Source organism: Halarchaeum sp. P4, assembly GCF_051195175.1.
Lineage (GTDB): Archaea > Halobacteriota > Halobacteria > Halobacteriales > Halobacteriaceae > Halarchaeum.
Window position 1 is genome coordinate 45347 of sequence record NZ_JBNTKC010000001.1, and the last position, 13264, is coordinate 58610.

Genomic DNA, 13264 nt, shown 5'->3' on the forward strand with positions numbered 1-13264 from the left:
GTCGAATAGGTGCGAGGCAGAGCCTCGCGTACTCGACAGCGCTACGCGCCGTCGAACTCCGCAGGACGTGGGTCCTGCGTGCCCGCCGTCGCTTACGCTCCGTCGAACTCGTCCAGACTGTACTGGCCGCTCGTCGTCTCGCGGACGAGCGCGCCGTCGATGTCGAGGCCGAGGACGTCCACGGCGGCGCGGCCCACCGGCTCGGTGTGCGCGGCGGGCGCGTAGACGCCGAGGCGCCACTGCTCGCGCTGGGCCATCTGGAGGGCGCGCACGAGCGTTGATTGCTCGTCGAGGCGCCGGACGTCGCCGTTGACGAGGACGCGCGAGTCGGACTCGCGCATCCGCGGGCGCGACTGGACGTCGAGGAGGACGGCATCGGGTTCGACGCCCGCCCGGTCGGCGATGGCGCGCTCGTACTCGCGGAGTTCAGCGTCGTCGGCGTCGATGACGGTGTCGTCGGCGAAGACGTCGTCGTCCACGTCTCCCATCTCCGCCCAGACGGCGCGCTTGTAGAGGTCGCGCTCGTCGAGGCGGCGGGCGAACTCGCTGGTGGCGTCGCACTTGCGGAGCGCGACCTGTAGGGCGGGGTCGTCCATCCGCCGGAGTTCGTTCGGCGTCGTCTCCGTCTCGGCGAGTAGGCGTTCGGCGGCGCGCCGCAGCATCGTCTTCGAGATGCGCGCGACGTGGTGGTTGTAGACGGTCGGGTTCATGAGCGCACGCGCGAGCAGGAGCGACTCGGCGGTCTGGACGTTCCCCTCGTCGAGGACGAGCCGGCCGTCGTGGATGGTGAGTTCGCGGACGAGGCGGCCGTGGTCGATGGTGCCGTAGGGGACGCCGGTGTGGTGGGCGTCGCGCACGAGGTAGTCCATCCGGTCGACGTCGAGTTCGCCGGCGACGACCTGCCCGAGTTCGCCCTCGCCGCGCACCATGCCGGCGACGCGCGCCGGGTCGAGGCCGTGCTCGTCGAGGACGTGTGCGACCTCGCCCTCGGTCAGGAGGTCGGCGACGTCGTCGTGGTACTTCCCGGTGTGCTCGTGGATGAGGTCCTCGATGGTGTGACTGAACGGGCCGTGGCCGACGTCGTGGAGGAGCGCGGCGGCCTGCGTGCGCTTCGCGCGCGGCCCCTCGATTCCGAGGCCGTCGAGCGCCTCGCAGGCGAGGTGGTAGACGCCGAGACTGTGCTCGAAGCGCGTGTGGTTCGCGGAGGGGTAGACGAGGTTCGCAGTGCCGAGCTGGTGGACGCGGCGGAGGCGCTGGACGGGCGGGGTGTCGAGGAGGGCGGCGGCGACGCCCGTGACCTCGATGTGGTCGTGGACGCTGTCCTTGATGGTCGTCATGGCTCGTGGTTCGCGCGTGACCGTACAAAAACGGCAGGGGGCTCGACCGATGAGTGAGTCGTCAGCTACTACCTCCCCCGGCCCGACGTCCGAGTGTGCGAAAGACAGAGACGCTCGTCACTCTCGGCATCGTCGCGCTCGTCGCCCTCGCGGGCTGTAACGGCGCGATGACCGGCGGGAGCGACGAGAAGCCCTACGAGACCCCGCTGAACGGCTCGGAAATGGACGCACAGCACGCGGCCGCCCTCCAGGAGGCCGGGAGCTTCACCTATCTCCTCTCGCTGAACACCACGATGGGTGACTCGACGTCGAGTCAGAACCTCGCCGCGAAGGTCGACTCCGACTCCGGCGCGTACTCCCTGACGACGTCGACCGGCCTCGGGACGGTGTCGCTCTACACGAGTCCGAACGGCACGTCCTACACGCGCGTCAACTCCTCGAACGGCGTCTTCTACCGCCAGGGGAGCATGTTCACGTACAACGTCTCGACGTTCACGCGCGTCGGCCTCACGAACATGACCGAGCGCGCGAACTTCACCTACGAGGGGACGAACACGCTCGGCGGTGACACCGTCCACACGTACGTCTCCCACGTGAACGCCTCGGCGAACGCGAGCGCGAGCGGGTTCCTCGGGAACGTCTCCGCGGACGCGAGCGCGAACGCCACGGTCCGCATCGACGTCCGCAGCGACGGCGTCGTGAAGCGCGTCCAGTACGACGTGCGAACGCCGGACGGCACCGCGCAGGTGACGATGCGCTACACGAACATCGGCTCCACCGACCCGACGCCGTCGTGGCTCGAGGCGGCGAAGTCGAACACGACCGCGCAGAACGGCACGAACTAGCGCCGGGACGGTAAGCGTTTACCCGCCCGCGTCCCTCCCTTCATTTATGCCGACGTTCCTCTCCGGGGGGACCGGGACCCCCAAGCTTCTCGCGGGCGCGACAGACGTCTTCGACCCCGCCGACACCACCGTCGTCGGGAACACGGGCGACGACGTCGAACTCGGTGGCTTGCTCGTCTGCCCGGACCTCGATACGGTGCTCTTCGAGCAGGGTGGCGTGCTCGACCGGGAGTTCTGGTGGGGCATCGACGGGGACACCCACGAGACGCACGACGAGTTAGAGCGGCTCGCCGACGCCGCCGACATCGACGCGGGGCCACGCTATCTCGACGCGGAGGCGCAGACCGCGGGCCGCGACATCGCGCGCTGGCGGCGCTTCTCGGCGGCGCGCGAGTTCATGACCATCGGCGATAGGGACCGCGCCGTCCACGTCCTCCGGACGAGCCTCATCGACGAGGGGCAGTCGCTCACCGAGGTCACGCGGACGCTCGCGGACGCCTTCGGCTTGACCGTGGACCTCGTGCCGATGAGTGACGACCCCGTGGCAACGATTATTCACACATCGGAAGAAATCATGCACTTCCAGGAGTTCTGGGTGGGTCGGCAGGGCGATGTCGACATCGCGGACGTGGAGTTCCGCGGTGCCGAGGACGCCGAACCGACGGACGCGACGCTCGACGCGCTCCGCGAGGGACCCGTGATCATCGGGCCGTCGAACCCCGTGACGAGTCTCGGGCCGATGCTCGCCCTCGACGGCGTGCGCGAGGCGCTCGAAGAGGCGCGCGTCGTCGCCGTCTCGCCGTTCGTCGAGGACGAGGTGTTCAGCGGGCCCGCGGACGACCTGATGCGCGCGACGGGCCGCGAGCCGAGCACGGCGGGCGTCGCCGAGGCCTACGACTTCGCGGACGCGTTCGTCCTCGACGAGGCGGACGGCACGGAACTCGACCGGCCCGTGGTCCGCACGGACACGCGGATGGACGACGACGCCGACGCCGAGCGCGTCGCGCGGGCCTGCGCGGACGCGCTGGAGGTCGTCGATGACTGACGCGGGCTTCCGGCCGCGGGTCGCGGTCGCGAGCCTCTCCGGGCAGTCCGACGCGGCGTGGGCGCGCGAGGCCAGCGGCGAGGCCGGCCTCGCCTTCTTGGGCGGCGTCGCGCTCGACGAACCCACCAGGACAGCGGCCGAGCGGATGGCTGCCGACCGGAACCGCACCGAGTTCCTCCCCGCCGACCCCGTGGCGTTCGTCGCCGACGAACTCGACGCGCTCGCGGACGCCCCCATCGACGCCGGCGTGAACGTCCGCTCGACGGCACCCGGGCCCGTTCTGCCCGTCGCAGCCGTCTGCGCGGAGCGCGACGCGATACTCGAGGTGAACGCTCACTGCCGCCAGTCCGAGATGTGCGCGGCGGGCGCGGGCGAGACACTCCTGCGCGACACCGAGCGCCTCTGTGCGGTCGTGTCGGCGGCCGCCGACGAGGGTGCGACGACGAGCGTGAAGGTGCGGGCGGAGGTGCCGGGCGTCGACCTCCCAGGCCTCGCGCGCGCCCTCGACGACGCGGGCGCGGACGTCATCCACGTCGACGCGATGGACTCGGAGGGTGTCGTCGCGAGCGTCCGGGAGGCGTTCGACGGCGTGCTCATCGCGAACAACGGCGTTCGGGACCGCGCGACCGTGCGCGAGTACCTCGCCTACGGCGCGGACGCCGTCTCCATCGGCCGGCCGAGCGACAACCCGCGAGTCAGGGCGCGCGTTCGGGACGCCGTCGCGGAGTGGTTCGATGACGCGTAGCGCCGCCGCGAACGCCGAGCTCGCCCTCCTCCTCGAAGTCGCGGGGACGCCGAAACCCGGAAACGTCGACCGCGAGCGCGACCTCGCAGACGTGCGCTTCGAGCACTTCCTCGCGGGCGCGGTGGGTGCGCGCCCCGGCCTCGAACGCGCCGAAGCGGGCGCGCCGGTCGGCGAGGCGTTCGAGACGGCGGTCGCGGGGATGGCCGAGCAGGACGGCGGCAACACCCAGTTCGGCTGTCTCCTCCTCCTCGTACCGCTCGTCCGCGCCCGGAGTGCCGGCGACCTCTCGCCCGCAGGGGTCTCCACGGTGGTCGCGGACACCACCGTCGCGGACGCCGCGGCGTTCTACCGGGCGTTCGAGCACGTCGACGTCGCCGTCTCCGACCCGCCGGACGACATGGACGCCCTCGACGTCCGGCGGGGGGCGGACGCGATACCCGAACTCGAAGCGCGCGGCCTGACGCTCGCGGACGTCCTCGCCCGCGGCGCGCCCGCGAACGGCGTCGAAACGCTCCGTGGGAACCCGGACTCACTCGCCGACCTCGGAGACGGGAACGCCGCCGAGTGGGGGAATGGCTTCGCGCGGTCGTTCGCCGCCGCCGAGCGCATTCTCGACGGCGAGGGCTCGATACTGGAGCGGACGGCGGACGCCTTCCTCGCGCTCCTCGGCGACGGCCTCGACACGCTCCTCGCCAAACAGCACGGCCTCGAGGCCGCGCTGGAGGTCCGGGAGCGCGCCGCCGCCCTGCACGAATCGGACGCGAGTCGCGAGGAGGTGAGCGCGTTCGGCGACGAACTCGTCGCGCGCGGGTGGAACCCCGGGACGACGGCGGACGCCGTTTCGGCAGGCCTGTTCGTCGCGCTCGAACGCGGGGTGTCGGTGTGAGCGAGTGGCCCGCCCGCCTGCGCGGGGTGACGGAGACAGTGGTGACGACGCAGGGCCCGAACGGGCTGTGGAACGTCGCCGCACTGGGAGTCCACGCGCCGGAGCGTGGCGACGGCGCGAACAGCACGAGCGCTGACGGCGCGAACCACGCGCTGGCGACGGCGAAGACGTTCGGCCGGACGCGGACGTGGCGGAACTTCCGCGAGCGCGGGAGTGGCTACGTGCAGTTCGTAGACGACCCGGTCGTGTTCGCGGACGCGGCGCTCTCGGTGACGGAGCACGAGGAGCCGATACTGCCGGAGGCGGCGGCGTGGGCGCGCGTGGACGTCGAGCAGGTCGACACGGAGGAGCGCGGCGGGACGCGGGTGACGACGTGGGAATTGCGACCCATCGAGTCGGACGTCGTGCGCGAAGTCGTGCCGACGACGAACCGCGGGTACTACGCAGTCGTCGAGGCGACGGTGGCGGCCTCGCGTCTCGACGTCCCCGGCTACGACACGGAGACGCTCCGCGAGCGCCTGCAGTACTTCGAGGCGGTCTGCGAGCGCTGTGGCGGGCCGCGGGAGCGCGAGGCGTTCGCGCGCGTCCGTGAGCACGTCGAGTCGCGCTAGTTCTGCTTTTGCTCGTCGAGGCGGAGTTCGCCGCTCGCGTTCTCGAAGCGGACGGTTCGGTCCCACTGCGTGCCGGTCCGTCCGTCGCCGCTGCCGCTCTGGCCGGAGTCGCCGCTCGACTTCCCGCCGGAACCCGTCTGCCCGTCGCCGTTCTTGTCGCCACCGCTGTCGCCGTTCTTGGAGTCGCTCGAGCCTTGCACGGTGGCGGCGTAGTCCGCGATGCCGTGGCGGTCGCGCTCGGTGCCTTCGAGGTTGCGGGCGTGCTTCACGAAGTCCTCGCGGACGCGCTTCGGGTCGGTGTCGGGGTGGCGTTCGAGGTAGCGCGCGACCATCCCGGCGACGGCGGGCGCGGAGAAACTCGTGCCGGAGGCGACGGTCCAGTCGGGCGTCTGCGGGTAGCCGAACTGGGAGTTGTCGGCGCGGGCGAGACGCGCGTACTTCCCGACGGCGACGACCTCGGGGTTCTCGCGGGGGTTGTAGGAGGAGAACTCGGCCATCGTCGCGTCGTCGGTACACGCGCCGACGGCGAACGCCCGGTCGGCGGTGGCGGGCGACCCGCCTTTCGCGCCGGTGTTGCCGGCGGCGGTGGTGTCCCGGACGCCCTGCGAGACGAGGCGGGTGTGGAGGCGGTTGATGGAGCGGACGTCCTTCCCGGCGCCCCACGACATGTTGACGGCGTCGATGTCGCTGGCGTTGTTGAGGAGCCACTGGTAGGCTCGCAGGACGTACTTGCTGGTGGTCCGCCCCTTGTCGGGGAAGACCTTGATCATGGTCAACTCGACGTCGGGGGCGATGCGGGCGATTTGGCCGGCGCTCGCGGTGCCGTGGCCGACGGCGTCGCCAGTTCCGGTGCCGGTGACGTCGACCTGGTTGACGGTGACGCCCTCGAAGGCGGGGTGGCTGGTGTCGACGCCGGAGTCCACGAGGGCGACGTGGACGCCGTCACCGGTGGCGCCGGTCTTCGGGACGTTCCCGACGTGCTCGACTTCGCGGAGGGTGGCGATGGGCGAGTCCTCCTCGACAGCGAGGTCGGCGACGCGGTGCTCGAAGATCGTTTCGTGTTCGACGTGCTGGACGCCGGGGGCGCCCGGGTCGGCGTCCGCGCCGTCTGCGAGGCGGAGTGCGCCGTCACCGCCGAAGTCGTAGGTCTCCGCGACGTCGTGGTGCTCTGCGGCCCGGTAGGGGGCGCCGCTGGTGAAGACGTATTTCGTCATGGTGAGTGGGCCACGTCGTGTGGCTGTGCGATGCTACGCCGTCCGGTGACTTAATTCGAGTAGTACACAAAGTGATGAAAAGTCTGCAGAGGGGCACCGACCTCGCTGGCGAACGGGTTCAATACAGAACGTTTTAACGCCCACCGGCCGAACGCGCACCCATGGCCATCAAGCCCGACTACGTCAAGAAGACGGGGAACATCCTCCTCGAACGATACCCTGACGCCTTCAGCCGCAAGGACTTCGAACACAACAAGGAAGCCGTCCAGGAGCTCACGAACATCGAGTCCAAGGAAGTCCGTAACCGCATCGCGGGCTATATCACGCACAAGCGCAACTAGGCGCCGTCTCCGAAACCGAAGGCACTTTGTCCTCCTCATACCTGTAGTGAGGTAATGACTCGCGTAGCCGTACTGGGAGCGACTGGTGCCGTCGGCCAGCGCTTCATCCAGCTGCTCTCCGAGCACCCGGAGTTCGAAATCGCCGCACTGACCGCCTCGAGTTCCTCCGCGGGCAAACCCTACCACGAGGCCGCGAAGTGGCGCGTCGACACGCCCATCCCGGAGGACGTCCGCGACATCGAGGTCGTCGAGACGGACCCCGACGCCATCCCAGACGACGTCGAGTTGGTCTTCTCCTCGCTCCCCTCCTCGGTCGCCGAGCGCGTCGAGCACGGCTTCTGTGAGGCGGGCTACGTCGTCTCCTCGAACTCCTCGAACGAGCGCGCCGCCGACGACGTCCCGCTCGTCATCCCCGAGGTCAACGACGACCATCTCGACCTCATCGAGGTCCAGCGCGACGAGCGCGGCTGGGACGGCGCGCTCGTTAAGAACCCGAACTGCTCGACCATCACGATGGTCCCGACACTCGCCGCGCTCGACGGCTTCGGCCTCGAGCGGGTCCACGTCTCCACCCTGCAGGCCGTCTCCGGTGCCGGCTACTCCGGCGTGACGTCCATGGAGATTCTCGACAACGTCATCCCGTACATCGGCGGCGAGGAGGAGAAGATGGAGACCGAGTCCCGCAAGCTCCTCGGCGACTTCGACGGGAGCGAGGTCCAGTGGCACGACATGGAGGTTTCGGCCTCCTGTAACCGCGTCGCGACGCTCGACGGCCACCTCGAGAACGTCTGGGCGGAGCTCTCCGAGAACCCGACCGTCGAGGAGGTCTTCGAGGCCTTCGAGGCCTACCCCGCACAGGACCTCCACTCCGCGCCCGACCCCCTCATCGAGACGTTCGACGAGCCCGACCGTCCGCAGCCGCGGCTCGACCGGTTCCTCGGCGACGGCATGGCCGTCGCGGCCGGCGGCGTACAGGAGACGCCTGCCGGCATCCAGTACAACTGCCTCGCGCACAACACCATTCGCGGTGCCGCCGGTGCCTCCGTCCTGAACGGCGAACTGCTCGCCCGGGACTGGCTCTAGTCGACGCGCTCGAAGAAGTGGACGACGGCGTTCCCGTCCTCGTCGGGAACCTCTAGGTCCGCCGCGTCACGTACTTCTACGGACGTTATTTCGAACGTCGCCCCGTGTACCTCGAAGGTATCGCCGGGGTCGGCGACGCGCTCATGGAGCGTCAGCGTCTCGATCGCCCCGGAGAGCAGCTGGCGCTTGAGGTACTCGCTCGGCACGTACCGGTCGACGTCGAGCTGCGTCTGTGGCATGCATACATATTGTGTGTGAATGCCTATCAACCTTTGCGTCGGTACGGTGACGGTGGACGAACGTCTACTTCGCGGGCCTCGCGCTCGCCGTTGACCGACGGAGCGTGGGAGTTACGGTCCCCACCCGCGACTCACGGGTATGGAGCGAGAGTCGCTCGTCACGGCCGTCTGCGTCGCGCTCGCCGTCGGGGCGTGGCTCGTCGCCGCCCAGTTCACCGACGATGATGCCGTCCTCTGGGTGCTGCTCTTCGGCGTCGGACTCGGCGGCCCCGCCCTCTACCGATACGCGACGCGGCAGTCCTAGGCGTCGGTCGTACGCCTCGGCGGACGCTGTCCTCGCCGGTAAGCCAAGGGTTTTTGGCGGGCATCGGTAAACTCGCGGTATGAGCGGTACAGTCACCCTCTCGTGCCACGCGAAGCTCGCCCGCGTGGTCCTCGACAACCGCGGTCCACTCTCCCCCGCCGAAGTCGCGAGCGAAGCCCGTATCGGCGAGGAGGAGGCGCGCGACGCCCTCGCGGAGCTGGCGGAAGTCGGCCTCGCGGAGTGCGTCTGCGGGGTCTGCGCCACTCGCGAGCAGGTCTATCAGCTCCGCGAGGACGCGGCCGACGCCGACGGTGTCGGCGACGCCGAGGCGTAGCCCTCAAACGCGCACGCCCCCTACGGAGTCCTGCGCGCCTCTAGTCCCCGCCCGAGCACACCCACTCCGGGCGCGATGACGAGCGGAGAACCCGGGCGCGCAATAGCCGGTGTTCCACGCGAACACCGATGAGGCGGCGTCAGCCGCCGACCCGGAGACTCGCGTCTCCAGTCTGAGACACTGCACGTCTCACGCGGGACCAACTGACCCCGCGCGACCCTGCCCGGCACGAGGGTTTCCCGGCCGACGCGGCACGCCGCCTCGGGATGAGGCCGGTCGTTAGTGTTCCGGGCAGTACATTTCGACGCGACCGTTTTACTACGCGAGCAGCGGCGTCGCCCCCGTTACACGACCACCGGACCCGAAACGGAGCGGCCGCGCTATTCTGCGTCGCGCTGACGGACGACGAGCACGGGCGCGACGGCGCCTTCGGCGACGCGCTCGGTCTCCTCGCCGAAGAGCGACGCCCAAAGTGACTCCTCGCTTTCGCCCATGACGATGATGTCGAAGTCCGCGGAGCGCGACACGATGTCGTAGACGGGCGACTCGGCGACGGTGGTTTCCGTGGTGATACGTGACTCGTCGAGGCCGCGCTCGCGGAGGCCCTCGGCGGCGGCGTCGACGGCCTGCTCGGCGTCGAAGTCGCCCTCCTCGGTGGCGAGTCCCCAGAGCGTCACCGTGCCGTTGCCCTCAGCGAGGAGGGTGGCGACGAGGTCAGCGAGGCGCTCGCGGTCGACAGCCCCGCGAATCGGGACGAGAACGTCTTCGACCTCGCCGACGGGGTTCGGGAGGAGGACGGCGGTCGCGCCGACGTTCGCGGCGACGCGCTCGACGGTCTGCTCGCGGTCGTGGGTGAAGGCGACGCGCGTCTCGACGTCACGGCCGGCCACCTCGAAGGTACGCGCGATGTCGTCGACGGCTTCCTGTGCGCGGTCCTCGAACTGCATGCTCGCCTGTTCCGTCGGCGTCTGCTCGGGGAGGACGTGATACCCCAAGACGACGATTTCGGCGGGCGAGAGGAACTCGGCGAGCGACTCGGAGACGGACTCGCCTTCGAGCACTTCGACGGGCACGAGCACGCGCGGCGGTTCACGGATCGAGAGGTCGTCTTCTGTCTGGCTCATCGTTAGAGCACCCCCTTGAGTTCGACGTCGCTCGCGTAGTACTTGTACCACCCGGCGGCCGCGAGCATGATGACAGCGCCGATAATCTGCGAGGTCAGCTGCATGAACGCGATGAGGCCGAAGCTCGCGATGGCGCCGAGGCCCGCGACGACCGGGTAGGCGGGCACTCGGAAGTCCGGGTCGTACCACTCGGGTTCGTCGCGGCGCATCGCGATGAGCGCGACGCACATCAGGCCGTACATGATGAGGTGGAGGAAGGACGCGACTTCCGCGAGCACCTCCGTCTCGCCGAGTGCGACGAGCACGAGGACGGGCCCGCCGGCCATCGCGAGCGCGACGTGCGGCGTCCCGTACTTCATGTTCATTCGGCTGGCCTGCTGCGGGATAAGCGCGTCCTTGCTGACCGCGAACACCGCCCGCGACGTGGAGAGGATGGAGGCGTTCGCGGAGGAGACAGTGGCGAGGAGGCCGGCGAGCAGGATGGCGACGACGCCGAGCGTCCCGAGGAACTGGTTCGCGACGTTCACGATGGCGGTTTCGCCGGCCCGCATGAGTTCCTGTGACCCCATCGCGCTCGTCGCGATGAAGATGGTGGCGACGTAGAGGACGCCGACGATGAGGACGCTGCCGACCATCGCGAGCGGGAGGTTCTTCCCGGGGTTCTTGATGTCGCCGGCGACGGTGGCGACTTGCGCGAACCCGAGGTAGGAGGTGAAGACGAGCGCCGCCGTCGTGAAGACGGGCATGGGCCCGAACGGCATGAACGTCTCGGGCGTCGAGGAGCGCCCGAAGACGCCGACGGCGTCGAGGCCGCCGTAACTGAGGAACAGGACGAGAATCGTCAGCAGGAGGCCGACGACGTAGTTCTGGAGTTTCGCGGCGTTCTCCGTCCCGAAGAGGTTGAGGCCGGTGAGGAGCACGCCGAAGACGAGCGCGAGCGGCGTGACGACGCCGAGGCCGCCGAAGCCGACGGCGATGCCGGCCTGCTGGAGCATCTCGGCGGCGTAGTTCCCGAAGCCGACGAGGTAGAACGCCGTCGCGAACACGAGGCCGAGCCAGATGCTGATGCCGACGACGGCCCCCGGGAGTGCGCCGAGCGCCCGCGAGATGAAGTAGTAGCCGCCGCCGGACTTCGGCATCGCGGTCGCCAACTCCGATGCGGGGAGCGCGACCAGCAGGGCGATGACGGCACCGATGGCGAACGACCCGGCGGCCGCCGGCCCGGCGCGCCCGGCGGCGAGCCCGGGGAAGACGAAGATGCCGGCGCCGATCATCGTCCCGACGCCGATGGCGATGCCACCAACGAGGCCGATGGAGCGTTCGAGCTCCGTCCCTTCCTCGGTGACGGTCGTTTCCTCCTCGACGTCGGCGGGATGGCCCACCTGCGTGGGCGTCTCACCCGCCTTGTTCGACGCGTTCGCCCCTGGCTCCTGAGACGCTCCCATGTGCGAACCCGGACGCGGGTGATAGATTAGTGTAGTGGCCGGACCGGGATTCCCCTCGTCGGCCCACATTTATGGTGGTCCTTCACGACCCCCCGGTATGGAGACTCGTCCGCTCGGCGCGACCGGCCACGACAGCACCGTGATGACGTTCGGCGCGATTGCGCTCAACTGGCTCGAGCAGGAGGGCGCGAACCAGATGGTCGAGCACGTGCTCGACGCCGGCGTCAACCACTTCGACGTCGCCCCGACGTACGGCGACGCCGAACTCAAACTCGGCCCGAAGCTCCGCCAGCACCGCGAGGAAATCTTCCTCGGCTGCAAGACCCAGGAGCGCGACTACGAGGGGGCGCGCCACAAACTGGAGCGCTCGCTCGACCGACTCGGTGTCGAGAAAATCGACCTCTATCAGGTCCACGGCCTCGAGTACGAACACGAGCTCGAGGAAATCACGGGCGACGACGGCGCGCTCGCGGCCATCCGCGACGCGAAGGAGGAGGGGCTCATCGACCACATCGGCCTGACGAGCCACGCCGACCCCGGCCTCATCCTGGACGCCATCGACCGCATCGACGACCTGGAGACGGTGATGTTCCCGATGAACCCCGTCGTCGTCGGGAAGGACGGCGAGGAGCACGACTACGAAGCGGTGCTCGAGCGCGCCGCCGAGGAGGACATCGGGACGCTCGCCATCAAGGCGTTCGCGCGCGGGCCGTGGGACGACCGGCCCGAGCACGACCGGCCGTTCGCGAACTGGTACGAACCGGTGGACACGCCCGCGGAAATCCGCGAGCGCTTCGACTTCGCGGCCGCGCAGGGCGTGACGAGCGTCATCAACCCGGGCGACCCGAAACTCGTCGCGATGGTGCTCGACGCCGCCCGCCGCTACGGCGGCATGGAGGAGGCCACGCAGCGCGCGCTCGTCGAGAAACTCCGCCACGAGGAGACGCCAGTCCCCGAGCAACTGCACCACTAAATGGTCCCGACGACGGTCCGCGAAGCGCTCGCCGACCAACCCGTCTCGGGCGCGGTCTGTCTGGAGGCCGGCGCGGGCGTCGGCAACACCACCGAGGGCCTGCTGGCCGCGGGCGCCGAGCGCGTGTACGCGGTCACGAACGACCCCGAGCACGCCCGGACGACGCGCGAACGCGTCGCCGACGACCCGCGCGCCGCCGTCTGCGAGGCCGACCTCCGTGCGACGCCGCTCCCCGACGACTCGATTGAGGTAGTGACGGCGCACGGCCTCTGTAACGTCCTCACGCCTGCCGCGCTCGACGCCGTCGTGGACGAGCTGACCCGCGTCGCCGCGCCGGGCGCGCGGCTCGTCGTGGACGACTACGACCCGCTCCCGCCGGACGCCCGGATGCGCGAGGTGGTCGCCGTCGAGAACGCCGCGCACGCGCTCGCGGACGCCGAGGACGCGCTGACGTTCTACCCGGCGAGCCACCTGCGCCGCCTCCTCGCGGGCGCGGGGTGGACGTTCGAGCGCGAGACGACGCTCCTCGACCCGGTGCCGTGGACGACGACGCACGTCCGCGCGCACCTCGGCGCGGCACGGGCGGCGACCGAGCGCCTGCCGGACGACGTCGGCGTCGGCCTGCGCGGGCGCATCGACCAGCTCGACGCCGACCTCGAGCGCGAGGACGCCGGCCGGATGTACAGCCTCGCCTTCCGCTTGCCAGCGGTAGCGTAACGGTTTACCGCCGCCCTCCCG

Annotated in this window: 16 protein-coding genes; 11 read left to right on the forward strand and 5 right to left on the reverse strand. The window is 69.9% G+C overall.

The window, feature by feature from the left end:
- Positions 1-92: 92 nt before the first annotated feature.
- Entirely contained in the window at positions 93-1337 is a 1245-nt protein-coding gene (locus tag ACQUS8_RS00225) for an HD domain-containing protein (RefSeq protein WP_435095189.1), read from the reverse strand.
- Between the two features lie 95 nt (positions 1338-1432).
- On the opposite strand from ACQUS8_RS00225, the gene ACQUS8_RS00230 reads away from it, so the two are divergent.
- The 5 genes from ACQUS8_RS00230 to ACQUS8_RS00250 are packed head-to-tail and all read left to right on the forward strand — an operon-like array spanning position 1433 to position 5469.
- A complete protein-coding gene (locus ACQUS8_RS00230) occupies positions 1433-2182 on the forward strand; it encodes a DUF7537 family lipoprotein (RefSeq protein ID WP_435095191.1) in 750 nt (249 codons plus the stop codon).
- A gap of 46 nt (positions 2183-2228) precedes the next feature.
- A complete protein-coding gene (gene cofD / locus ACQUS8_RS00235) occupies positions 2229-3227 on the forward strand; it encodes a 2-phospho-L-lactate transferase (RefSeq protein WP_435095193.1) in 999 nt (332 codons plus the stop codon).
- Entirely contained in the window at positions 3220-3972 is a 753-nt protein-coding gene (locus tag ACQUS8_RS00240) for a tRNA-dihydrouridine synthase (RefSeq protein ID WP_435095195.1), read from the forward strand. Before cofD ends, ACQUS8_RS00240 begins: the two co-directional genes overlap by 8 nt.
- On the forward strand, positions 3962-4858 hold the full coding sequence (locus tag ACQUS8_RS00245; RefSeq protein ID WP_435095197.1) for a triphosphoribosyl-dephospho-CoA synthase: 897 nt from the start codon (positions 3962-3964) through the stop codon (positions 4856-4858). Before ACQUS8_RS00240 ends, ACQUS8_RS00245 begins: the two co-directional genes overlap by 11 nt.
- Positions 4855-5469 (forward strand): DUF447 domain-containing protein, encoded by a 615-nt coding sequence (locus ACQUS8_RS00250; protein WP_435095199.1) that lies wholly within the window; start codon positions 4855-4857, stop codon positions 5467-5469. The genes ACQUS8_RS00245 and ACQUS8_RS00250 overlap by 4 nt, the downstream gene beginning before the upstream one ends.
- Here the strand turns inward: ACQUS8_RS00250 and ACQUS8_RS00255 are convergent.
- Entirely contained in the window at positions 5466-6683 is a 1218-nt protein-coding gene (locus tag ACQUS8_RS00255) for a S8 family peptidase (protein WP_435095201.1), read from the reverse strand. The genes ACQUS8_RS00250 and ACQUS8_RS00255 overlap by 4 nt on opposite strands.
- 161 nt (positions 6684-6844) lie before the next feature.
- On the opposite strand from ACQUS8_RS00255, the gene ACQUS8_RS00260 reads away from it, so the two are divergent.
- On the forward strand, positions 6845-7024 hold the full coding sequence (locus ACQUS8_RS00260; protein WP_123075753.1) for a 30S ribosomal protein S17e: 180 nt from the start codon (positions 6845-6847) through the stop codon (positions 7022-7024).
- Positions 7025-7078: 54 nt separating this feature from the next.
- Positions 7079-8107 (forward strand): aspartate-semialdehyde dehydrogenase, encoded by a 1029-nt coding sequence (gene asd, locus ACQUS8_RS00265; protein ID WP_435095203.1) that lies wholly within the window; start codon positions 7079-7081, stop codon positions 8105-8107.
- On the opposite strand, the gene ACQUS8_RS00270 is transcribed toward asd, so the two are convergent.
- Positions 8104-8346 carry a hypothetical protein gene (locus ACQUS8_RS00270; RefSeq protein ID WP_435095205.1) on the reverse strand — a complete coding sequence of 81 codons (243 nt, stop codon included), beginning with the start codon at positions 8344-8346 and terminating at the stop codon, positions 8104-8106. The genes asd and ACQUS8_RS00270 overlap by 4 nt on opposite strands.
- A gap of 139 nt (positions 8347-8485) precedes the next feature.
- On the opposite strand from ACQUS8_RS00270, the gene ACQUS8_RS00275 reads away from it, so the two are divergent.
- Positions 8486-8650 carry a hypothetical protein gene (locus ACQUS8_RS00275; protein WP_435095207.1) on the forward strand — a complete coding sequence of 55 codons (165 nt, stop codon included), beginning with the start codon at positions 8486-8488 and terminating at the stop codon, positions 8648-8650.
- Positions 8651-8729: 79 nt separating this feature from the next.
- The gene (locus ACQUS8_RS00280; RefSeq protein WP_435095209.1) at positions 8730-8984 is read left to right on the forward strand and encodes a hypothetical protein; all 255 of its coding nucleotides are present in this window, start codon (positions 8730-8732) and stop codon (positions 8982-8984) included.
- A gap of 380 nt (positions 8985-9364) precedes the next feature.
- Here ACQUS8_RS00280 and ACQUS8_RS00285 read toward each other — a convergent pair whose 3' ends face one another.
- Positions 9365-10108 carry a universal stress protein gene (locus ACQUS8_RS00285; RefSeq protein WP_435095211.1) on the reverse strand — a complete coding sequence of 248 codons (744 nt, stop codon included), beginning with the start codon at positions 10106-10108 and terminating at the stop codon, positions 9365-9367.
- 2 nt (positions 10109-10110) lie between these two features.
- Entirely contained in the window at positions 10111-11553 is a 1443-nt protein-coding gene (locus tag ACQUS8_RS00290) for an APC family permease (protein ID WP_435095213.1), read from the reverse strand.
- Positions 11554-11650: 97 nt separating this feature from the next.
- Here ACQUS8_RS00290 and ACQUS8_RS00295 point away from each other — a divergent pair, with 97 nt between their 5' ends.
- Both ACQUS8_RS00295 and ACQUS8_RS00300 read left to right on the forward strand, forming a co-directional pair.
- Positions 11651-12526, forward strand: coding sequence for an aldo/keto reductase (locus ACQUS8_RS00295; protein WP_435095215.1), 876 nt, complete (start codon positions 11651-11653; stop codon positions 12524-12526).
- Positions 12527-13243, forward strand: a complete 717-nt coding sequence (locus ACQUS8_RS00300) for a class I SAM-dependent methyltransferase (protein WP_435095217.1) — start codon at positions 12527-12529, stop codon at positions 13241-13243.
- Positions 13244-13264 lie beyond the last annotated feature (21 nt).

What these genes read in the sequence shown, in the direction of transcription:
- ACQUS8_RS00255 (WP_435095201.1), bottom strand. Translation starts at nt 6,683, where the DNA reads ATGACGAAATACGTCTTCACCAGCGGCGCCCCCTACCGGGCCGCAGAG.
- ACQUS8_RS00245 (WP_435095197.1), top strand. Translation starts at nt 3,962, where the DNA reads ATGACGCGTAGCGCCGCCGCGAACGCCGAGCTCGCCCTCCTCCTCGAA.
- ACQUS8_RS00285 (WP_435095211.1), bottom strand. Translation starts at nt 10,108, where the DNA reads ATGAGCCAGACAGAAGACGACCTCTCGATCCGTGAACCGCCGCGCGTG.
- ACQUS8_RS00295 (WP_435095215.1), top strand. Translation starts at nt 11,651, where the DNA reads ATGGAGACTCGTCCGCTCGGCGCGACCGGCCACGACAGCACCGTGATG.
- asd (WP_435095203.1), top strand. Translation starts at nt 7,079, where the DNA reads ATGACTCGCGTAGCCGTACTGGGAGCGACTGGTGCCGTCGGCCAGCGC.
- ACQUS8_RS00290 (WP_435095213.1), bottom strand. Translation starts at nt 11,553, where the DNA reads ATGGGAGCGTCTCAGGAGCCAGGGGCGAACGCGTCGAACAAGGCGGGT.
- ACQUS8_RS00300 (WP_435095217.1), top strand. Translation starts at nt 12,527, where the DNA reads ATGGTCCCGACGACGGTCCGCGAAGCGCTCGCCGACCAACCCGTCTCG.
- cofD (WP_435095193.1), top strand. Translation starts at nt 2,229, where the DNA reads ATGCCGACGTTCCTCTCCGGGGGGACCGGGACCCCCAAGCTTCTCGCG.
- ACQUS8_RS00225 (WP_435095189.1), bottom strand. Translation starts at nt 1,337, where the DNA reads ATGACGACCATCAAGGACAGCGTCCACGACCACATCGAGGTCACGGGC.
- ACQUS8_RS00275 (WP_435095207.1), top strand. Translation starts at nt 8,486, where the DNA reads ATGGAGCGAGAGTCGCTCGTCACGGCCGTCTGCGTCGCGCTCGCCGTC.
- ACQUS8_RS00270 (WP_435095205.1), bottom strand. Translation starts at nt 8,346, where the DNA reads ATGCCACAGACGCAGCTCGACGTCGACCGGTACGTGCCGAGCGAGTAC.
- ACQUS8_RS00260 (WP_123075753.1), top strand. Translation starts at nt 6,845, where the DNA reads ATGGCCATCAAGCCCGACTACGTCAAGAAGACGGGGAACATCCTCCTC.
- ACQUS8_RS00240 (WP_435095195.1), top strand. Translation starts at nt 3,220, where the DNA reads ATGACTGACGCGGGCTTCCGGCCGCGGGTCGCGGTCGCGAGCCTCTCC.
- ACQUS8_RS00280 (WP_435095209.1), top strand. Translation starts at nt 8,730, where the DNA reads ATGAGCGGTACAGTCACCCTCTCGTGCCACGCGAAGCTCGCCCGCGTG.